Here is a 20,626-nt window from a genome sequence, read left to right as displayed (position 1 = left end):
AGCAGTCGGTCCAGCCTGCGCCGCAGCAAGCGGTGCCACACTCCCTCCCTTCCTGCGAGTACCGCATCGAGGACCTGGCGCACGCGAGCGGCGCCACGGTCCGCACGATCCGCGCCTATCAGGACCGCGGCCTGCTGCCCAGGCCCGAGCGGCGCGGCCGGTCCAATGTGTACGGCGAGACGCATCTGGCCCGGCTGCGCCAGATCGCCGATCTGCTCGACCGCGGTTACACCCTGGCCTCCATCAAGGAACTCCTGGAGGCCTGGGACGCGGGCCGCGGCCTGGGCGGTGTCCTCGGCCTGGTCGCCGAGGTCAACGGGCCCTGGACCGACGAGGAGGCCGCCCGGATCTCCCGGGACGATCTCGACGCCACCTTCGGCGGCGAGCCCGACGACGAGGCCGTCGCCGAAGCGGTCGAACTGGGCATCCTGGAGCGCATCCCCGGCAACGACCGCGAGTTCCTGGTCCCCAGCCCGCAGGAGCTGGCGGTCGCCGCCGAGCTGCACGCGGCCGGGGTCCCCCTGGACGCCATCTCCGGGCATCTGCGCGAGCTGCGCGGCCAGGTGGAGCACATCGCCGCCCGCTTCCTCGACTTCACCACCGAGCACGTCTTCGCCCGCTATCTGGGCCACCGGCCGCCCACCGACGCGGAGGCCGCCGAGGCCGCCGGTCTGGTGCGCCGACTGCGGCCGCTCGCCCAGCAGACCGTGGACGCCGAACTGGCCCGGGCCATGCGCCTGTTCGCCACCCGGCACCTGCAGCAGCATCTCGGCGCCACGGCACCGGCCGCCCCGGCCGATCCCGACCCGGGGCCGGTCACTCTGCCCGCGCACACGCTCCGGGCCGTACGGGACCTGGTCGGCCCGGCGAACGTCGCCGCGTTCATCTCCGCCGCTGCCGAACGGGAGGTCCAGTCCCGTACGTTGGACGCTCTCTCGGCCCGTACGTTGTCCACAGAATAGCCACAAGCCCTGTGGATAACCGCACTTGTCTGTGGATCAAACCTAACTGACCGTCATCACTGCGTGATAGCGGTTACTTTGGCGGCCTGTGCCGCGCGCTGGGCGCGCTCGGGGTACTTGGCGGTGAAGAACGCGGGCGCGGCGAACCCGGCGACCTGCACGGCTATCGCGGCGGCGCTGCCCAGGGCCTCGGCGTGGACGACGGCGAGTCCGACGGCGGTGACGGTGAAGGCGGCGGCCCAGGCGGCGGTCAGCACCACGTTGATGCGCAGGAACACCGGGTTGTTCCACACCTCGCGCGGCGCCTGCCGCTTGGCTATCCCGGTGGTGAAGGGCCGCCGGACGGCCAGCGTCGCCCAGGCCGTGAGGGCCAGCCATCCGGTGGCCAGCGCCCCGCCGTACTCACGCAGCCCGCTGTCCGGCGCAGCGAAGGCCACCACGCTCAGCACGGCGAAGAAGGCGATGGTGGACTGCTCCAGGATCAGCGAGTCGCCCGCCACGCCGCGCTTGCGGTCGATGGAGAACAACCAGGCTCCCGAGGCGAGCGCGGCGACCGCGCCCCATTCCCAGTGCTCGCTGCCGACGGCGGCGAAGACGATCCACGGGATGAATCCGCGCAGGTAGTTCATGGGAGTCCCCCTTCGTCGGGCTCTCGCCCGCTCCACATTCCAACTTAGACATGTCAAAAGTAGAGGGTCCTGCATTGACGTGTCAAGAGTGGAATGTAAAGTGAGGGTCATGAGCCTTCGTCACGCGGTCCTGGGGTTGCTGGCCGAACGTCCGGCCAGCGGCTACGACCTGATGAAACTGTTCGAGACCTCGCTCTCCCACGTCTGGTCGGCGACCCAGAGCCAGGTCTACGGCGAGCTGGGCAAGCTCGCCGACTCCGGCCTGGTCGAGGTGGCGGCCGAGGGCCCCCGGGGCCGCAAGGAGTACGCCATCACCGACCCGGGCCGGGCCGAGCTGCGCCACTGGCTCGTCGAGACCGAACCCTCCCGCACCCGCCGCAGCGACTCCCTGCTGCGCGTCTTCTTCCTCGGCCTGCTCACCCCGCTGGAGGCGCAGACGTATCTCCTGACCGAGGCCGAGCGCTCCGCCCGCCAGCTCGCCGGCCTGGAGGAGGCGGAGGCCGCGATCGAGTGGGACGACGACCCACTCTCCCTCCACGGCCGCCTGGCCCTGGAGTACGGCAAGCGGCTCAGCGCGATGCACGAGGAGTGGGCGCGCTGGGCGGCCGAGCAGCTCAAGGCGGGACGGTAGCGGTCGAGGCGGGGCGGTAACGGGCGGGCGGGGCGCTGGCGATCAAGACGGGACGCGCACGTTCAAGGCGGACCGGCTGAGGGGCAAGCCGTGACGCCGACGGGGAAATTGGGGTGCCGGGCCGGTCCTTGCCCGGCACCCTGGTGGTATGGCCGAAACACCGGACGCCGCACGCACCGTGAAGGTGTCCAAGTACCTGTCGAAACACCTGCGCCACCAGCCCGAGCGCATCGGACTGACCCTCGACCCGCACGGCTGGGTCGAGATCGCCACCCTGCTGCGGGCGGCGGCCGCGCACCACTTCCCCATCACCCGCGCTGAGCTCGACCATGTCGTCGACGTCAACGACAAGCGCCGGTTCGCGGTCGAGGGCGACCGGATCCGGGCCAGTCAGGGCCACACCGTCGCCGTAGACCTGGGCCTCCCGGCCGCCGAGCCGCCCGCGTACCTCTACCACGGCACGGTGGCCCGCAGCCTGGACGCGATCCGGGCCGAGGGGCTGCGGCCCATGGCCCGCCACCATGTGCATCTCTCCGCCGACCGCGAGACGGCGACCCGGGTCGGCGCCCGGCGCGGCCGCCCGATCGTCCTGAGCGTGGACGCCGCGGCGATGCGACGGGACGGCCATGCCTTCCACATCAGCGCGAACGGGGTGTGGCTCACCGACTCCGTACCGCCGACGTACCTGCGCCTTCCGGAGTGAGGTCCGCCGTTGCCAGGGCAAGCGGTCGGCGCATGCCGGTCGGTGAACGCCGGTCGGTGAACGCCTCTCCGGGCATGGCCCCCGGCTGAGATGATCGACGCATGGCACATCCGCGTCTGCCCAGCACCGAGAGCGCCGTCGCCGCGATCCGCGAGGTCGCCCGCGCGCACAACCTCGACATCGAGGTCACCGACGACATCGGCGCCGACCGCTCCTCACGCCGCAGCTCGGCCGGGGCGTTCACCGTCCTGGACCCGGACGGCTCGCTTCCGCACGAGGCGTTCGTCGAGCTCGGCGGCTCTCCCGCCGTCACCGTGCAGCTCTTCGCGGAGGACGACGCGAAGATCACGGTCGACGGGGTGGAGTTCCACGACGTGCCGCGCGACGCGGTTCCCGCGTTCCTCCGCTCGGTCTACGGCGACCTGGCGTACGTCAAGGGCCGCTTCTTCCCGCCGGGGTGGTGGCTGGTGGTGCCGCTTCCCGGCGACGAGACGTACAAGGAACTCGTCCTCGGCGGCACGCTCACGCCCTGGCTGAGCGGACGCGTACGCGCCAAGAGCTGAGCCGCGCGGGGGTGCGGACACGGGGAAGACGAAGGGGGGCGCGCCGTCCGCGCCCCCACCGCGTCAGCGCAGCTGCGCCAGCCCCTCCGTGGCGATCTGCTCGAACACCTTCCGGTCGGCGGCGAAGGTCGAGTCCGGGATCGGCGCGTGCAGAACGATCTCCGTCACGCCGAGCTCGAAGTGCCTGCCCGCGAAGTCCACGAAGGAGTCGAGTGACTCCAGCACCCGACCGGGCTCCGGCGTGAAACCGGTGAGCAGGATCTTGTCCAGCTCGTCCACATCACGGCCGATGTCGTCGCAGGCCTCGCCGAGCTTCTTGATCTGTCCGCGGATCGCCTCGACCGACTGGTCGGGCGTGCCCGTCTCGAAGAGCTTCGGGTCGCCCGTGGTCACCCACGCCTGCCCGTGCCGCGCCGCCAGCTTCAGGCCGCGCGGACCGGTCGCCGCCACCGCGAACGGCAGCCGCGGCCGCTGCACGCAGCCGGGGATGTTGCGCGCCTCGACGGCCGAGTAGAAGGTGCCCTCGGACGTCATCGCCTCCTCGGTCAGCAGACGGTCGAGCAGCGGCACGAATTCGGCGAAGCGGTCGGCCCGCTCGCGCGGCGTCCACGCCTGCTGGCCCAGGGCGGTGGCGTCGAAGCCGTTGCCACCGGCCCCGATCCCGAGCGTGATCCGGCCGTTCGAGACGTCGTCGAGCGTTATCAGTTCCTTGGCGAGGGTCACCGGGTGCCTGAAGTTCGGCGAGGTGACCAGCGTGCCCAGCCGCATCCGCGAGGTGGCGGCGGCAGCGGCGGTCAGCGTCGGCACCGCGCCGAACCACGGCCTGTCGCGGAACGTCCGCCAGGACAGGTGGTCGTAGGTGTACGCGGTGTGGAAGCCCAGCTCCTCGGCTCGCAGCCACTCGTCGCGACCGCCGTCGTGCCAGCGGCGTACCGGAAGAATCACAGTGCTCAGACGCATACCTACGACACTAACGGCTCCCTCTGACACTCCCGGCGTCCCTCCATGGCTTCCAGGGGGCCGGCCATAGCTCCTGGGGCCCCGCCGTCCCTGGCCGTGGGCGGTCGGCAACCCCATGCGCCCCCTGCGCCCCGCACGCCCCCGCGTGCGTACTCACCTGTGCACTCCCTCGCACGCCCGTGCACCTGTGTACGGGAGAATGGGATCTGTGACCTCAGCTACCGAGCCCCTCCCGACCGAGCAGCCCGCCCCCGTCGTCCCCCGGCTCATCGCGACCGATCTGGACGGCACGCTGCTGCGCGACGACAAGTCCGTCTCGGAGCGTACGGTCGCGGCGCTCGCGGCCGCCGAGGAGGCGGGCATCGAGGTCTTCTTCGTCACCGGCCGCCCCGCCCGCTGGATGGACGTCGTCAGTGACCACGTCCACGGCCACGGCCTGGCCATCTGCGGCAACGGCGCGGCCGTCGTCGATCTGCACGGCAGTGTCGACGAGCACCGGTTCGTCAAGGTCCGCCCACTGGACCGTGCGGCCGCCCTGGATGTCGTCGAGATCCTGCGCGCCGCCGCCCCGGGCACGTCCTTCGCCGTCGAGCAGACCGGCGGGCTCCACCACGAACTGGCGTATCCCCCGATGCTGATGGACGCCGCCAGCAGCATCGCGCCCGCCGAGAAGCTGCTGGCCGAGGACGCCGACACGGTCGACGAGCCCATCCTCAAGGTGCTCGCCCACCACCCCGAGCTGCCGCCCGATGACTTCCTCGCGCTGGCCCGCAAGGCCGTGGGGGCGCGCGCCGAGATCACCCGGTCCAGCCCGACCGCCCTCCTGGAGATCAGCGGCCCCGGCGTCTCCAAGGCGTCCACGCTCGAACTGTGCTGCGCCGAGCGCGGCATCACCCCGGCCGAGGTCGTCGCCTTCGGCGACATGCCCAACGACGTGGAAATGCTCACCTGGGCGGGCACCTCCTACGCCATGGGCAACGCCCACCCGGACGTCGTGGCCGCCGCCTCGGGCCACACGGTCGCCAACAACGACGACGGCGTCGCGGTCGTCATCGAGCGGATCCTCGCCTCCCTCTGACCCCTGCCCCCTGACCTCTGAGCCGCACTGCCGCAGCAACCCGCAGCCACGCGCGCGTAGGCGGCACACCGGCGTCACGACCCGTCCGGTTCCGGCTCGGCGGCGTTGCTGCGCAGTGTCACCCCGCGCTCGCCCAGCCACCGCACCGGATCGACCGCCGAGCCCATCTCGGGGGTGAGCCGGATCTCGAAGTGGAGGTGCGGGCCGGTCGAGTTGCCGGTGGTGCCCGCCTGGCCGATCCACTGACCGGTGGCCACCCGGTCGCCCTGGTCCACGGTGACCGCCGCCAGATGCGCGTACTGGGAGTAGTAGCCGCCGGGATGCCCGACGACGACCTCGATCCCGAAGCCGCCGCCGCACGAGACGGAGACGACCCGGCCCGCGCCGACCGCCCGTACGGGCGTACCGATGTCCACCGCGAAGTCCTGGCCGGTGTGGCGCTGGGCCCAGCGCTCGCCCGCGCTGTCGAAGCCCGCCGACAGCCGGTACGTCTCCACGGGCGCCGTCCACGCGCTCGCGGGGCGTGACCCCGGCGGCTCCTCAAGGCGTACGGCACCCCGGCACTGGCCCGCCGCCACGCTTCGGTCGGCCTCGCCCTGGAGCTCCCAGCGTGCCTCCTCCAGGCGCGCGGCGATGGACCTCTTGATGCCCTCCAGCTGGTCCCTGCGGTCCGCGAGGTCGCGCCAGGCGGCCTGGGCCCGCCGCTGGGCCGCGGTGAGCCGCCCTTCCGCGCGGCGCGCCTTCCCGTAGAGCCGGGTCACGGCCATGTCGGCCTGCCAGGCGAGCCGCTGACCGCGCATCAGCTCCTCGGGGTCGTCGGCGAGCAGCAGCTGTGCGGTGTACGCGATGTTCCCGCCGGTCCGGTACTGCGCGCGGGCCACCCGGCCCATGTCGTCATGGAGCCGTACGAGATCGCGCCGCCGGTCGGCGAGGAGCCGGTCGAGCCACTCCGCCTTCGCCCGCTGGGCCTCGGCCGCGCGTCTGCCCTGCTCGTACGCGGTGGTCGCCTGGGCGGCGTCCCGATAGAGCCGTGCCACCGCCAGGCTCGTACGGGGCACATCGGGGTCGTCGGCGGCCGTGGCGACGGGAGTCAGCGGCCCGGCGATGACGCACAGGACCAGCGTGAGGGCCCTGCACAGGTGTCCGAGACGCATGCCCGGATCGTCGCGCGGCCGGAGCATGTTTCACGTGAAACACACCTCTCGCCGGGGGGCCGCTCCCCCCAAGTGGCGTAGGGATACGGGGTAGAGGCCGCCCACACAGAGGAAGCCCACGCCTTTTCGTAGCTCGGGGTTGGGCCGACTCCCGGCCCGCTCCTACAGCGGGGCCTCCCACACCACTGTCGTCCCACCGCCGTCGTCCCCGGTGCCGGGCCCGTACGTGCTGGATCCGCCCAGCGCCTCCGCGCGCCGCCGCAGGTTGCGCAGGCCGCTGCGGCGGCCGCCCTCGGGGATGCCGACGCCGTCGTCCGCGACGCTGAGCCGCACGCCCTGACTCCCGTCCGGGAGCTGGACGGTGGCGTCCACGACGACCTCGATACGCGAGGCACCGGCGTGACGGAAGGCGTTGGACAGCGCCTCGCGCAGGGCCGCGATGAGGTTCTTGCCGGTCAGCTCCCCGACCAGGGCGTCGACCGGGCCGACGAAGCGGTGCGCGGGTTTGAAGCCGAGCGGGACGGCCGCCATGTTGATCTCCCGCAGGACCCGGGTGCGCAGCCCGGAGGGCGCCTCGGCCGGCCCCTGCTGGAGGGCGAAGATCGCCGTGCGGATCTCCTGGATCGTCACGTCCAGCTCGTCGACGGCCTTGCCGACGCCCTTCTGCACCTCGGGCACGACCGACTTGCGCTGGGCGCCCTCCAGCATCATCCCGGTGGCGAACAGCCGCTGGATGACCAGGTCGTGGAGGTCCCGGGCGATCCGGTCGCGGTCCTCGTACACCGCGAGCCGCTCCCTGTCGCGCTGCGCCTCCGCCATCATCAGCGCGAGCGCGGCCTGCGAGGCGAACTGGGTGGCCAGCGTCCGTTCCGCCTCCGTGAACGGGCGGCTTCCCCGCGCACGCGGGGTGGCGAGCGCGCCCAGCACCCGGCCGCCGCTGTGGAGCGGCAGCATCATGCTCGGCCCGTACCGCTCCGCGAGTTTGGTGATCATCCGGGCGTCGGTCGCCGCGTCGTCCACGAAGACCGCCTCGCCCTCCAGGAGCGTGGCGACGACGGGGCTCTCCGGGGGAATCACCACGCCCAGCACCGAGCCGGGTTCGTCGGAGGAGACGGCGACGATCTCCAGGCCGCCCTCCTCGGCGGGCAGCAGCACGATTCCGGCGTCGGAGTCCGCGAGGTTGCGGGCCTGCTCGGCGACGACTTCCAGGGCGTCGTCCGCGTCGCCGCCCGAGAGCAGCGCGGTGGTGACGGCGACCGATCCGTCGATCCACCGCTCGCGCTGACGCGCCGCCTCGTACAGCCGGGCGTTGCCGATCGCGATCCCCGCCTCGGTGGCCAGCACCCGCACCATGTGCAGGTCGTAGTCGTTGAAGTCGGCTCCGCCGTTCTTCTCCGTGAGGTAGAGGTTCCCGAAGACCTCGCCCTGCACCCGGATGGGAACCCCGAGGAAGGTCCGCATCGGTGGATGGTGTGCGGGGAACCCGGCCGAGCGCGGATCCGCGGAGAGGTTCCCGAGCCGCAGCGGCTCGGGGTGGTGGATCAGCCAGCCGAGCAGCCCCCGGTGGCCGTCCGGACGTCGGCCGATGGCGGCGGCCTCCTCGAACGTGACGCCGTACGTCACGAAGTCGGAGAGCCCCGTGCCCGACTCGTCGACGACCCCGATCGCCGCGTACTTCGCGTCGGCCAGCTCTGCGGCGGTCTCGCAGATCCGGTCGAGCGTGGAGTGCAGCTCCAGGCCGGTACCGACGGAACGCATCGCTTCGAGCAGCTGCGGCACGCGCGCGGTGAGCTCGGTGGACAGACCCTGGAGGCTTCGGGTGGCCAGGGTCGCCGCGTCGAGCGCGTCCTGGTCCTTGGTGTCCTGGGAGTCCTTCGGATCCGGCACTGACATGCCCTTGAGCCTAGTAAGTCCCAATTGGCGAGGAAAGTCGGGCCTGACGCGAGGCGAGGGCGGAGCCCCGGCACGGACCCGTCTCAGGCCGGGCGGGCCTCCTGGAGGAGGTCGCTGTCGCGCTCGCGCTCCAGCATCCGCCGCAGCTCCCCGTCGACCAGGGCGAGCTCGTCGTACGCCCCGCGCTGCACCACCCGGCCCTCGGCCAGCACCACCACCTCGTCCACGGCGTCCAGGCCGCGCAGCCGGTGGGTGATCAGCACCGTCGTCCGGCCCTCAGTCGCCCGCAACAGATCCGCCGTGAGCGCGTCGGCCGTCGCCAGGTCCAGGTGCTCGGCGGGCTCGTCCAGGACGAGGACCGGGAAGTCGGCCAGGAGCGCGCGGGCCAGCGCGAGCCGCTGGCGCTGGCCGCCCGAGAGCCGGGCGCCGTGCTCCCCGACGAGCGTGTCGAGGCCGTCGGGCAGCCCGTCCACCCAGTCGAGCAGCCGGGCCGCCGCCAGCGCGTCGCGCAGCGCGTCCTCGTCCGCGTCGGTACGGGCCAGCCGCAGGTTCTCGCGTACGGAGCTGTCGAAGAGGTGGGCGTCCTGGGCGCAGAGGCCGACCAAGCGCCGGACGTCGTCGCCCGCGAGCTCCGCCGCGTCCTTCCCGCCGATCCGGTATGTGCCCTCGCGCGCGTCCAGGAAGCGCAGCAGCACCTGAGCGAGGGTGGTCTTGCCGGAGCCGGAGGTCCCGACGACGGCGACGCGCCGGCCCGGGGTGAGCGTCAGCGTGAAGTCGCTCAGCGCGTCCCGGCTCTGCCCGTCGTACCGGGCCGCCAGCCCGCGCACCTCCAGGGGGAAGGGCGAGGCGGGCGCGGCGGCCGGGTGCTCCGGCTCCCGTACGGGCACGGGCGCGTCGAGCACCTCGTACACCCGTTCAGCGCTGCGCCGGACCCGCTGGCGCGCCTGGACGGCGAGCGGCAGGCCGTTGACGGCTTCGAAGGCGGCGAGCGGCACCAGGACCACGACGGCGAGCCGCACCCCGTCCAGGCGCCCGTCGGCGACCGCCTGAACCCCGACGAGGGCGGCAGCCGCCACGGTCAGTCCGCAGGTCAGCGCGGAGAGACCGCCGCCGAGCGCGATGGCGGCGGCGGCCCGCGACGCGATCCGCGTGAGCGCCGAGTCGGCGTCCTTCGCCTCCCGGGTACGGCGGCCGAGCGCGCCCGCGACCGTCAACTCGCCCGTTCCGGTGAGCAGATCGGCCACCCGGGTGGCCAGAAGGCCGCGTGCGGGCGCCAGTTGGCGCTCGACCCGGCGTGCGCACGCGCCGCTGACCATCGGCACGGCCACTCCGGCGACCAGCAGTCCGATCGCGAGCACCGCCCCGGCCTCGGGCAGCAGCCAGGCGGTGAACCCTGCACTGGCCACCGAGACCACCACGGCCACGGCGGCCGGCAGCGCCCACCGCAGCCAGTAGTCCTGGAGCTGGTCCACGTCCGCGACCAGGCGGGACAGCAGATCACCGCGCCGGGTGGAGCGCAGCCCCGCCGGGGCGATCCGCTCCAGCCTGCGGTACACCGCGACGCGCACCTCGGCGAGCATCCGCAGCACCGCGTCGTGGGACACCAGCCGCTCGGCGTACCGGAACACGGCCCGCCCGATGCCGAACGCCCGGGTCGCCGTCACGGCCACCATCAGATACAGCACCGGCGGCTGTTCGGAGGCCCGCGAGATGAGCCACCCGGACACCGCCATCAGCCCCACGGCCGAGCCGAGCGCCAACGCCCCCAGCACCAACGCCAGCGCGAGGCGCCCGCGCAGCCCTCCGGCGGCCCCGCGCACCCGCGCGAGCACGTCCCGGGGGGCGGCCCGCCCACCAGAAGCAGAAGCCGTGAACAGCTCCGGGGCCGAGGCCGAAGCCGAAGCCGGAGCCGGTACGGAAACCTCAGCACGGGAAGTCGTCGCGACGGCCACCTCACCGGCCCCGCGCGCCGCCTCGCCGCCCCCACCCCCGCCCGGCCGCAGTTCCACCACCCGGTCCGCGACCGCGAGCAGGGCGGGGCGGTGGACCACCAGCAGGACGGTGCGGCCCGCCGACAGCCTGCGCACCGCGTCCACGATGCCCGCCTCGGTCGCCCCGTCCAGTGCCGCCGTCGGCTCGTCGAGCAGCAGGACCGGCCGGTCGGCGAGGAACGCCCTTGCCAGGGCCAGCCGTTGGCGCTGCCCGGCCGAGAGCCCGGCGCCGCCCTCCCCGAGCTCGGTCTCCAGGCCTTCGGGCAGCGCGGTCACGAACTCCAGGGCGCCCGCGTCCCGCAGGGCGTCCCGTACCGCCGTGTCGGGCGCGTCCGGCCGTGCCAGGCGTACGTTCTCCGCGATCGTCCCGGCGAACAGATGCGGCCGCTGGGGCACCCAGGCGATCCGCTCGCGCCACTGCTCCAGCGAGAGCGCGTCCAGATCGGTGCCGGAGATCCGCACCCGGCCCTCGTCCGGCGCCACGAAGCCCAGCACCGCGCCGAGAAGCGTCGACTTCCCCACGCCGCTCGGCCCGGTCAGCGCCACCGTCTCACCCGGCTCGACCGTCAGCGACGCGGCCGCCAACGACGGTTCCATCCGGCCCGGATGACGGACAGTCACCCCGTCGACCTCGATCCGCACGGGGCCCGCCGGCACCGCGCCCGTACCGCCCTCGGGCAGCGGCGTCTCCAGGACCTCGAAGATCTCCTCGGCGGCCGCCAGGCCCTCCGCCGCCGCGTGGTACTGCGCGCCGACCTGCCGCAGCGGCAGATACGCCTCCGGGGCGAGGACCAGGATCACCAGCCCCGTATAGAGGTCCAGATCGCCGTGGACCAGGCGCATACCGATGCCGACGGCGACCAACGCCACCGACAGCGTCGCGAGGAGCTCCAGCGCGAACGACGACAGGAACGCGATCCGCAGGGTCTTCAGCGTGGCCCGGCGGTATTCCGAGGTGATCGTCCGGATCGATTCGGCCTGCGCCTTGGCCCGGCCGAACACCTTGAGCGTCGGCAGCCCGGCGACCACGTCCAGGAAGTGCCCGGACAGCCGGGAGAGGAGCCGCCACTGGCGGTCCGTCTGCGCCTGGGTGGCCCAGCCGATCAGTGCCATGAAGAGCGGAATGAGCGGCAGGGTGACAACGATGGTCGCCGCCGACACCCAGTCCTCGGTGACGATCCTGGCCAGCACCGCCACCGGCACCACCACCGCGAGCCCCAACTGCGGCAGATAGCGCGAGAAGTAGTCGTCGAGCGCGTCCACCCCGCGGGTGGCCAGCGCGACCAGCGAACCGGTCCGCTGGCCGCTGAGCCACTCGGGCCCCAGCAGGGCCGCCCGCTCCAGAAGCCGTCCCCGCAGCTCCGACTTGACCGCGGCGCTCGCCCGGTGGGCGGCCAGCTCGGTCAGCCAGGACACCAGCCCCCGCCCGACCGCGACCGCCCCGAGCAGCAGCAGGGGCGTCCGCAGCCCACCGGCGCCGAGGTCGTCCTGGAACGCCCCCACCACCACTTCGGCGATGAGCATCGCCTGCGCGACGACCAGCCCCGCCCCGACCAGGCCGAGGGCGACGACGGCCGCGAGGAAGAGACGGGTGGCCCGGGCGTAGCGGAGCAGTCGCGGGTCGATCGGTTTCACGTGAAACATCCCCTCGAAGGGTCAGGGGGCTACGGGGGCAGGGGGTGTGTTTCACGTGAAACACACCCCCTGTGCGGACTCAGTGCGCGTCGGCGATGTGCTGAGTGCCGATCCGCTTGCGGAACACCCAGTACGTCCAGCCCTGGTAGAGGAGCACCACCGGGGTCGCGATGCCCGCGCACCAGGTCATGATCTTCAGCGTGTACGGGCTCGACGAGGCGTTGGAGACCGTGAGGTTCCACTCCTCGTGCAGCGAGGACGGCATGACGTTCGGGAAGAGCGTCAGGAAGAGCATCGCCACGGCGGCCGCGATCGTGATGCCCGAGAGCGCGAACGACCAGCCCTCACGGCCGATCTTGATCGCACCGACCGCCCCGACCAGCGCCACGACCGCGATCACCATCGCGACCAGGCTCTTGGTGTCACCGCGCGAGACCTGCGTCCAGATCAGGAACGAGAGTGCCAGTACGGCCGTGACCAGGCCCAGCTTCAGGGCCAGCGCCCGCGACCGCTCGCGGATCTCACCGACGGTCTTCAGGGAGGTGAAGACCGAGCCGTGGAAGGTGAACAGGAACAGCGTCACCAGTCCGCCGAGGATCGAGTACCCGTTGAGCAGGTCCCAGAAGGTGCCGACGTACTCCTTGTGCGCGTCGATCTTCACTCCGCGCACGATGTTGCCGAAGGCCACGCCCCAGAGGAAAGCCGGGATCAGTGAGGTCCAGAAGATGGCCTCCTCCCAGTTGCGCTGCCACTGCTCCTCGGGGCGCTTCGCCCGGTACTCGAAGGCCACACCGCGCACGATCAGACAGACCAGGATGATCAGCAGCGGCAGATAGAAGCCGGAGAAGAGCGTGGCGTACCACTCGGGGAAGGCGGCGAAGGTCGCCCCGCCCGCGGTCAGCAGCCACACCTCGTTGCCGTCCCAGACGGGCCCGATGGTGTTGATCAGGACCCGCTTCTCCTTGCGGTCGCGGGCCAGCAGCTTCGTGAGGATGCCGACTCCGAAGTCGAAGCCCTCCAGGAAGAAGTAGCCGGTCCACAGGACCGCGATGAGTACGAACCAGACGTCGTGGAGTTCCATGCCTCTGTCTCCTCAGCCTCAGTACGAGAAGGCCATCGGCCGGTCGGGGTCGCGGTCGTCCCCGCCGATCTTGGTGGGCGGGTTGAGGTCGGACTCGGTGAGCTCGGGCGGTCCGGCCTTGACGTACTTCGCGAGCAGCCGCACCTCGATCACCGCGAGCACGGCGTAGAGCAGGGTGAAGACGATCATCGAGGTGAGGACCTCGCCCTGCGAGACACCGGGGGAGACCGCGTCCTTGGTGCGCAGCACGCCGTACACGACCCAGGGCTGACGGCCCATCTCGGTGAAGATCCAGCCCCAGGAGTTGGCGATCAGCGGGAAGCCGAGCGTCCAGATGGCGATGAACCAGTACCAGCCGGTCAGCCGGGAGCCGAGGGCCTTGTTCCGGAAGAGGACCAGATGCGGCACCTCGTCGTCACCGGTCCTGAGCCCGGGTGCCAGCAGGAACTTCTTGCGGGTGAGCCAGAGTCCGACGGCTCCGATGGCGAAGGACGTCATGCCGAAGCCGATCATCCAGCGGAAGCCCCAGAAGGTGACCGGGATGTTGGGCCGGTAGTCGCCGGGCCCGTACTTCTGCTGCTCCTGCTTGTTCACGTCGTTGATGCCGGGGACGTACGAGGAGAAGTTGTTGTCGGCGAGGAAGGAGAGCAGGCCCGGCACCGAGATCTCGACGCTGTTGTGGCCCTTGGCCACGTCTCCGTAGGCGAATATCGAGAAGGGCGCCGACTTCTCGCCGTCCCACAGCGCCTCGGCCGCCGCCATCTTCATGGGCTGCTGCTTGAACATGACCTTGCCGAGCTGGTCGCCGCTGACGGCCGTGAGCAGTCCGCCCACGACGAGCGTGACCAGACCGAGCCGGAGCGAAGTGCGCATCACCGGGATGTGCTTCTTGCGGCGCAGATGGATGGCGGAGACGCCGACCATGAACGCGCCACCGGTGAGAAAGGCCGCGGTGAGCGTGTGGAAGACGACCACCAGGGTGGTGTCCTGCGTCAGCACGTGCCAGAAGTCGGTGAGCTCCGCGCGCCCGGTGGCCTTGTTGAGCTTGTAGCCGACCGGGTGCTGCATCCAGGAGTTGGCGGCCAGGATGAAGTACGCGGAGAGGATGGTGCCGATCGAGACCATCCAGATGCAGGCGAGGTGGATCTTCTTCGGCAGCTTGTCCCAGCCGAAGATCCACAGACCGATGAAGGTCGACTCGAAGAAGAAGGCGATGAGCGCCTCGAAGGCGAGCGGGGCACCGAAGACGTCACCGACGAACCGCGAGTAGTCGGACCAGTTCATACCGAACTGGAACTCCTGGACGATGCCGGTGACGACACCCATCGCGATGTTGATCAGGAAGAGCTTGCCCCAGAACTTCGTCGCCTTGAGGTACTTCTGGTTCTCGGTTCGCACCCACGCGGTCTGCAGGCCGGCCGTGAGCGCGGCGAGCGAGATCGTGAGCGGTACGAAGAGGAAGTGGTAGACGGTGGTGATGCCGAACTGCCATCGCGCCAGTGTTTCCGGCGCCAGAGCCAGATTCACAACGTCATCTCCTAACATCGCCGTGATCACAGCGGCAGTTTGCCCCTCTGATCCCACTGATTCCGGGACGAAGCGGGACACGCTTGTGAACGCGTTCACATTCACAAGCATTATGTCGCACACGCTTCCGCGACCTTCAAGCGGGGGGGTGCCTCTACGCCGGGTCGCTTCAACATCTTGTTGAATTTCGACCCATGCGGATACGCATCTCATGGCCCACCGGGCAGCTCACCGCCACCCTCGAAGAAACCCCCACGAGCGCGGCGCTCGCGGGGGCACTCCCGATCGTCTCCACCGCCCGCACCTGGGGCGAGGAGGTCTACTTCGAGACCCCGGTCTCCCCCGCGCTGGAGCCGGACGCGCGCGAGGTGGTGGAGCCGGGCACGGTCGCGTTCTGGACCGAGGGCGACGCGCTGGCGCCGCCCTACGGCCCCACACCCGTCTCGCGGGGTGGGGGTCCCCCTGCTCCTTAAGAGCTTGGGGGAGGATGCCGCCTGGCGAGCGCGTGCAACATCGTCGGCCGGATCGACGGGGACCCGAGGCTGCTCACCGCAATCCGCACCGGCGACCGGATCCGGGTGGACCGCCTCCAGGAACCGGCCCAGGGCGCGCCGCAGGGCAGACGGGAAGGTGACGACAGGCGCTGGGCCGCGCCGCCACCGTCAGGGCCGCCCCGTCGCCGTCGCGGATCCGGCCCCGGGCGCGAAAAGGCCCTAGTTCGCCTTGCGGAAGCCCTCGGCCACCTTCAGGAAGAGGTCGTTGGCCTCGGTCTCACCGATCGTGACCCGCACGCCCTCGCCCGCGAACGGCCGGACCACCACGCCCGCCGCCTCACAGGCCTGCGCGAACTCGACCGTCCGCTCGCCGAGGCGCAGCCAGACGAAGTTCGCCTGCGACTCGGGCAGGTTCCAGCCCTGGCCGAGCAGGCCCCCGTACACCCGGTCGCGCTCGCTCACCAACGAGCCGACCCGCCCGAGCAGTTCGTCCTCGGCGCGCAGCGAGGCGACCGCCGCGTCCTGGGCGAGCTGGCTGACGCCGAAGGGGACGGCCGTCTTGCGCAGCGCCGCCGCCACCGGCTCATGGGCGACGGCGAAGCCGATCCGGAGCCCGGCGAGCCCGTAGGCCTTGGAGAAGGTGCGCAGCACTGCCACGTTCGGGCGGTCGCGGTAGATCTCCAGACCGTCCGGCACGTCGGCGTCGCGGACGAACTCCTTGTACGCCTCGTCCAGGACCACCAGCACGTCCGAGGGCACCCGGTCGAGGAATCGTTCCAGCTCTGCCCGGCGGACCACGGTGCCGGTCGGGTTGTTCGGGTTGCAGACGAAGATCAGCCGGGTCCGGTCGGTGATCGCCTCGGCCATGGCGTCCAGGTCGTGCACATCGCCGGAGGTCAGCGGCACCTTCACGGACGTCGCGCCACTGATCTGGGTGATGATCGGGTACGCCTCGAAGGAGCGCCAGGCGTAGATGACCTCGTCGCCGGGGCCGGAGGTGGCCTGGAGCAGGGACTGGGCCACACCGACCGAGCCCGTGCCGGTGGCGAGGTGGGAGAGCGGCACCCCGAAGCGGTCGGACAGCTCGTTCATCAGACCGGTGCAGGCCATGTCGGGGTAGCGGTTGAAGTTCCCCGCGGCGGCGACGGCGCTCTCCATCACCCCCGGCAGCGGCGGGTACGGGTTCTCGTTGGAGGACAGCTTGAAGGCGACCGGGCCGCCGGCGGCCGCGGGCTTGCCCGGCTTGTAGGTGGGGATGCCGTCCAGCTCGGCGCGCAGCTTGGGGCTCGTCTCGCTCACCGCAGGTCCTCCTCGACCGTTCCATCCGTACGAATACTGCTCACCTTATGAGGATTCGGCGCCCCTGCGAAGAGCCGAAGGGGCATCCTCCGGACACGCCCTCCCTCACCCGCCCGGCCCCGGGGAACGCGAGCGCAGGGGAGGGGGAGCGCTCCCCGTCAAAGCCGTGCGCCGGTGGCTCGCGCCGTGGCGCGCATCCCTCGTGCAGGTGAGTTGAGACCTCTTCGAAACATCGGGCATTCGGCAGCCGCCCACCGATCGACAACCGCCACCACAACGCGACTGCCTCCAACTCCCATGCAAATCAAGGCGCTTAGCCATTTCTGATCATGCAGAAACGTGCCTGTCAACGCGTGCATATGCACCCGGGCCAACTGTCTCGCCTCGCCCTACTATCGGCTCGCCATGACAGCAGCAGGGAAGCACCAGGTGAGCCGGTCGACCGGTCGCCGGCTGGGGCGGGCGGGCATTCGGGACGTGGCCGCCGCCGCCGGTGTCTCCATCACGACCGTCTCCGACGCGCTCAACGGCAAGGGCCGGCTCCCCGACGCCACCCGCCGCCACGTCCGCGAGGTCGCAGACCGGCTGGGCTATCGCCCATCCGCAGCGGCCCGCACGCTCCGTACCGGCAAGTCCGGCTTGATCGGCCTGACCGTGACCACGTACGGGGATGAACCTTTCACCTTCACCGAGTTCGCCTACTTCGCCGAGATGGCGAGGGCCGCGACATCGGCCGCGCTGGCGCGCGGCTACGCCCTCGTCATCCTGCCCGCCACCTCACGCCGCAGCCCCGCGGACGTCTGGTCGAACGTCGCCCTCGACGGCACCGTCGTGATCGACCCCTCCGACCAGGACCCCGTGGTCACCGAACTGGTCCGCCAGGGCCTGCCGGTGGTCTCCGACGGCCGCCCCGCGGGGTCGCTGCCGGTGACCGCCTGGGTCGACAACGACCACGAGGCCGCCGTACTGGAACTGCTCGACCATCTCGCCGCCGCCGGCGCCCGCCGGATCGGCCTCCTCACCGGCACCACCACCGACACCTATACCCGGCTCTCCACCGAGGCGTATCTGCGCTGGTGCGAGCGGGTCGGGCAGGACCCGGTCTACGAGTCCTACCCTGCCCACGACCCGTGCGCGGGCGCCGTCGCGGCCGACCGGCTGCTCGCCCGCCCGGACCGTCCCGACGCCGTGTACGGACTGTTCGACCCCAACGGCACCGATCTGCTGGCGGCCGCCCGCAGATACGGACTGCGGGTGCCCGAGGACCTGCTGCTCGTCTGCTGCAGCGAGTCCACCGTGTACGCGACCACCGAACCGCCCATCACCACGCTCTCGCTCAAGCCCCGGCGCATCGGCACGGCCGTGGTCCAACTGCTCATCGACGCCATCGAAGGCATCGACCACGGTCACCCGATCGAGCAGGTGATACCGACCGAACTCATCATCCGTACGTCGTCGCAGCGCCGGTCGCCGCGTACGACGGTCAGTCCCCCGCGCTCCCCCGTCGCGGAACCCCGCAGGGGACTCGGACAGGACCCGAACGTGCCGGACAGGAGCCCCGACAGCGATGCGGACAAGGACTAGACCAACACAATGAGGACATAACCACCGGTGAACACCGGCCGCACCGGGATTCACCACCCCTGGTGCGTCACACAGCACGAGCCTCATTCCTATGATGGGCGCACGACACCACGGATCCCCGCCCGACCAGGGGGGTCCCACGGTGTACGGCGGCGCGACGGTGGTGGAGGGGTCGATGACTCAGGGGGCCGGTCAGGGACCCGAGCGGACGGAGACGTTGCGTGACTTCCGGGTGCCTCCGTACGCGCAGGCTCCCGCGCATTCCGCGCAGGTCCCCCCGCCGCCCCCACCCGTCGAGATGCCTCCACCGGCGCAGCCCCACCCTCCCGTGGGCCTGCACCCGATGGAGGCGTACCCCGCGGACATCCACCCGGGGAACGCCTTCGCGGACGAGGAGCCGCCGGAGGGCTACACCCCGACGGCACGCGACCTCCCGGTGATCAACCGGGGGGACACCGTGCAGGTCCGGGTGGAGAGCGAACCCGCCCCGGCACCCCTGCCGGACGGCCTCGGGCCGCTCTTCGTCGTGGGCGACGTCCACGGCTACCTCGACGAACTCCTGGCCGCGCTGCGCGAGCAGGGGCTGATCGACGTCGACGGGAACTGGGCCGCGGGCAACGCCCGCCTCTGGTTCCTCGGCGACTTCACCGACCGCGGTCCCGACGGCATCGGCGTCATCGACCTGGTGATGCGGCTTTCGGCCGAGGCCGCGGCCGCCGGCGGCTACTGCAAGGCGCTCATGGGCAACCACGAGCTGCTCCTGATCGGCGCCAAGCGCTTCGGTGACACCCCGGTCAACTCCGGTGCGGGCACCGCCACCTTCCAGGCCGCCTGGCTGCTCAACGGCGGTCAGAAGGCCGACATGGACCGCCTCCAGGACGTCCACCTCCAGTGGATGTCCCGCCTCGACGCGATCGAGCAGGAGGACGGCCATCTGCTGATGCACTCCGACACCACCGCGTATCTGGAGTACGGCGACTCCATCGAGGCCGTGAACGACACCGTGCACGCGCTGCTCACCCGCAACGACGCCGACGAGTGCTGGGACCTGTTCCGCAAGTTCACCAAGCGTTTCGCCTTCCGCGACGAGGGTGGCCCCCAGGCCGCCCGCGAGCTGCTCTCGGCGTACGGCGGGCAGCGGGTGGTCCATGGACACAGCCCGATCCCCTACCTCCTGGGCGAAGTGGGCACCGAAGACGGCGAGGAAGACTCCCGTCCGGTCGTGGAGGGACCGCATGTGTACGCGGACGGTCTCGCCATCGCCATGGACGGCGGAGTGACCATGGCCGGAAAACTGCTGGTCGTGCAGTTGCCTCTGCATGACTGAGGCGTAATCGGGAAAGCACCGGCTCGGGCGGTAGCAAGGTGATTTCGGAAACACCCTGTCACCCCGTGCCGGAACCGCTCTACCATCGGCTTATCCGTAGCAGGCTCTCCTCCGTTTCCGCCCGATTGCCCGTTCATCAGGCGGGCTTTCCGGCCCTACGGAGCATCGGGGGATGCACATGAACAGCGCTCCGCACCTGCTGACCGAGGACCGCCCGGAGTTCGAGCGGATCCTCGACGACGCACTGCGCACCGCGCCCGACCGGCCCGAGCTGGCCGGCATAGGAGTACGGCTCAACACCGAGCAGTTGCGCACCATGGTGCTCAACGCCGGTGCTCTCGTCTCGGCGGCCGCGGCAGCCGAGTACGACCACTACGTCAGGGTGCGCGAGGAGTTGCGTGCGCCCGCCACCCCCGCGCTCACCTCGGAACGCGGCTCGGTGATGACGCCGCCGGTGGTCGACAGTCCGGATTCCACCTCGGGCGCGGGCGTCGGCGCGGTCGTCGCGGTGCTGGCGCCCGTCCTCTCCGGGACCGCCGCCGCCATCTTCCTGCTGGTGGGCTACATCCTGAAGATGCTCAACCCCGAGCCCGCCTTCGCCGACACTTTACTGACGGCCGGCTGGTTCTTCGGGGCGCTCACCGCGGCCGCGATACTCGCCGCGGCGATCAGCCTCCTGCTCACCGCGATCCGCAACGGCGCCACCCAGGTCGTCGCCGAACCGGAGGAGAACGAGGTGGGCGACGAGAGAGCCCAGGAGGTCTCCCGGGCCCGTGAGGCCTGGCGTCACGCCCTGATGGAGCGGGGCATCTACCCGTTCCTGCGCGAGGCGCTGGCCGACCCGGGCTCCGGTCCGGGTGCGCCCAGGCGCCGCTCGACGGGCCGGATACCGAGCCTGGGCTACGACCGGCCCGACTTCGACAGTCCGGGTGACTCGCCCACGGGGACCCGGCCCAGCTTCACCAGTCCGGACTTCACCAGTCCCGACTTCGGGGGCCCCGAACACCAGCCGGAGTAACCGGCGCTTCGGGGCGCCCGTTTCACGTGAAACCACCCGGGTCCCGGGTACACCTTCGTTTCACGTGAAACCACGGCCTTCTCGAAGGCCGCGCATG

The 20,626-nt window shown here is 71.3% G+C and carries 15 protein-coding genes and 2 pseudogenes; 9 read left to right on the top strand and 8 right to left on the bottom strand.

All coding sequences use genetic code 11. The features are described from left to right. The first annotated feature begins 32 nt into the window (after window positions 1–32). Window positions 33–962 (top strand): MerR family transcriptional regulator, encoded by a 930-nt coding sequence (locus BX283_RS21635; protein WP_101389205.1) that lies wholly within the window; start codon window positions 33–35, stop codon window positions 960–962. Window positions 963–1,018: 56 nt separating this feature from the next. Here the strand turns inward: BX283_RS21635 and BX283_RS21630 are convergent, their stop codons facing one another. Beyond that, a complete protein-coding gene (locus tag BX283_RS21630; RefSeq protein WP_101389204.1) occupies window positions 1,019–1,591 on the bottom strand; it encodes a hypothetical protein in 573 nt (190 codons plus the stop codon). 109 nt (window positions 1,592–1,700) lie between these two features. Here BX283_RS21630 and BX283_RS21625 point away from each other — a divergent pair, with 109 nt between their 5' ends. From BX283_RS21625 to BX283_RS21615, 3 genes are all read left to right on the top strand, one after another. Further along, window positions 1,701–2,222 carry a PadR family transcriptional regulator gene (locus BX283_RS21625; RefSeq protein ID WP_101389203.1) on the top strand — a complete coding sequence of 174 codons (522 nt, stop codon included), beginning with the start codon at window positions 1,701–1,703 and terminating at the stop codon, window positions 2,220–2,222. 148 nt (window positions 2,223–2,370) lie between these two features. Beyond that, window positions 2,371–2,925 (top strand): RNA 2'-phosphotransferase, encoded by a 555-nt coding sequence (locus tag BX283_RS21620; RefSeq protein WP_101389202.1) that lies wholly within the window; start codon window positions 2,371–2,373, stop codon window positions 2,923–2,925. Window positions 2,926–3,026: 101 nt separating this feature from the next. Continuing rightward, the gene (locus BX283_RS21615; protein ID WP_101389201.1) at window positions 3,027–3,488 is read left to right on the top strand and encodes a hypothetical protein; all 462 of its coding nucleotides are present in this window, start codon (window positions 3,027–3,029) and stop codon (window positions 3,486–3,488) included. Between the two features lie 63 nt (window positions 3,489–3,551). Here the strand turns inward: BX283_RS21615 and BX283_RS21610 are convergent, their stop codons facing one another. After that, entirely contained in the window at window positions 3,552–4,448 is an 897-nt protein-coding gene (locus BX283_RS21610) for an LLM class flavin-dependent oxidoreductase (RefSeq protein ID WP_101389200.1), read from the bottom strand. Between the two features lie 199 nt (window positions 4,449–4,647). Here BX283_RS21610 and BX283_RS21605 point away from each other — a divergent pair, with 199 nt between their 5' ends. Further along, window positions 4,648–5,526, top strand: a complete 879-nt coding sequence (locus BX283_RS21605; RefSeq protein ID WP_101389199.1) for a Cof-type HAD-IIB family hydrolase — start codon at window positions 4,648–4,650, stop codon at window positions 5,524–5,526. Between the two features lie 74 nt (window positions 5,527–5,600). Here BX283_RS21605 and BX283_RS21600 read toward each other — a convergent pair whose 3' ends face one another. The 5 genes from BX283_RS21600 to BX283_RS21580 form a co-directional block, all read right to left on the bottom strand. Beyond that, window positions 5,601–6,680, bottom strand: coding sequence for a M23 family metallopeptidase (locus tag BX283_RS21600; RefSeq protein WP_101392498.1), 1,080 nt, complete (start codon window positions 6,678–6,680; stop codon window positions 5,601–5,603). 162 nt (window positions 6,681–6,842) lie between these two features. Then, entirely contained in the window at window positions 6,843–8,573 is a 1,731-nt protein-coding gene (locus BX283_RS21595; protein ID WP_101389198.1) for a GAF domain-containing sensor histidine kinase, read from the bottom strand. 83 nt (window positions 8,574–8,656) lie between these two features. Further along, a complete protein-coding gene (cydD, locus tag BX283_RS21590) occupies window positions 8,657–12,199 on the bottom strand; it encodes a thiol reductant ABC exporter subunit CydD (RefSeq protein WP_101389197.1) in 3,543 nt (1,180 codons plus the stop codon). A gap of 79 nt (window positions 12,200–12,278) precedes the next feature. Then, window positions 12,279–13,280, bottom strand: coding sequence for a cytochrome d ubiquinol oxidase subunit II (gene cydB / locus BX283_RS21585; protein ID WP_101389196.1), 1,002 nt, complete (start codon window positions 13,278–13,280; stop codon window positions 12,279–12,281). A gap of 18 nt (window positions 13,281–13,298) precedes the next feature. Continuing rightward, on the bottom strand, window positions 13,299–14,807 hold the full coding sequence (locus BX283_RS21580) for a cytochrome ubiquinol oxidase subunit I (RefSeq protein ID WP_101389195.1): 1,509 nt from the start codon (window positions 14,805–14,807) through the stop codon (window positions 13,299–13,301). Window positions 14,808–15,001: 194 nt separating this feature from the next. On the opposite strand from BX283_RS21580, the pseudogene BX283_RS21575 reads away from it, so the two are divergent. After that, a pseudogene (locus BX283_RS21575) lies at window positions 15,002–15,391 on the top strand (cyclophilin-like fold protein); the annotation flags it as partial. A gap of 129 nt (window positions 15,392–15,520) precedes the next feature. Here the strand turns inward: BX283_RS21575 and hisC are convergent. Beyond that, window positions 15,521–16,600 (bottom strand): histidinol-phosphate transaminase, encoded by a 1,080-nt coding sequence (hisC, locus tag BX283_RS21570; RefSeq protein ID WP_101389194.1) that lies wholly within the window; start codon window positions 16,598–16,600, stop codon window positions 15,521–15,523. A 405-nt stretch (window positions 16,601–17,005) separates the two neighbouring features. Here hisC and BX283_RS21565 point away from each other — a divergent pair. The 3 genes and pseudogenes from BX283_RS21565 to BX283_RS21555 all read left to right on the top strand — a co-directional run. Further along, window positions 17,006–18,112, top strand: a pseudogene (locus BX283_RS21565) (LacI family DNA-binding transcriptional regulator); the annotation flags it as partial. A 232-nt stretch (window positions 18,113–18,344) separates the two neighbouring features. After that, window positions 18,345–19,511: a metallophosphoesterase gene (locus BX283_RS21560; RefSeq protein WP_257584347.1), complete on the top strand. Its 1,167-nt coding sequence runs from the start codon at window positions 18,345–18,347 to the stop codon at window positions 19,509–19,511. Window positions 19,512–19,683: 172 nt separating this feature from the next. After that, window positions 19,684–20,529, top strand: coding sequence for a hypothetical protein (locus BX283_RS21555; RefSeq protein ID WP_101389193.1), 846 nt, complete (start codon window positions 19,684–19,686; stop codon window positions 20,527–20,529). Window positions 20,530–20,626 lie beyond the last annotated feature (97 nt).

The organism is Streptomyces sp. TLI_146, from assembly GCF_002846415.1.
Classification (GTDB): domain Bacteria; phylum Actinomycetota; class Actinomycetes; order Streptomycetales; family Streptomycetaceae; genus Streptomyces.
Note: the sequence above shows the minus strand (reverse complement) of the source record. Positions and strands in the feature narration are given on the sequence as shown.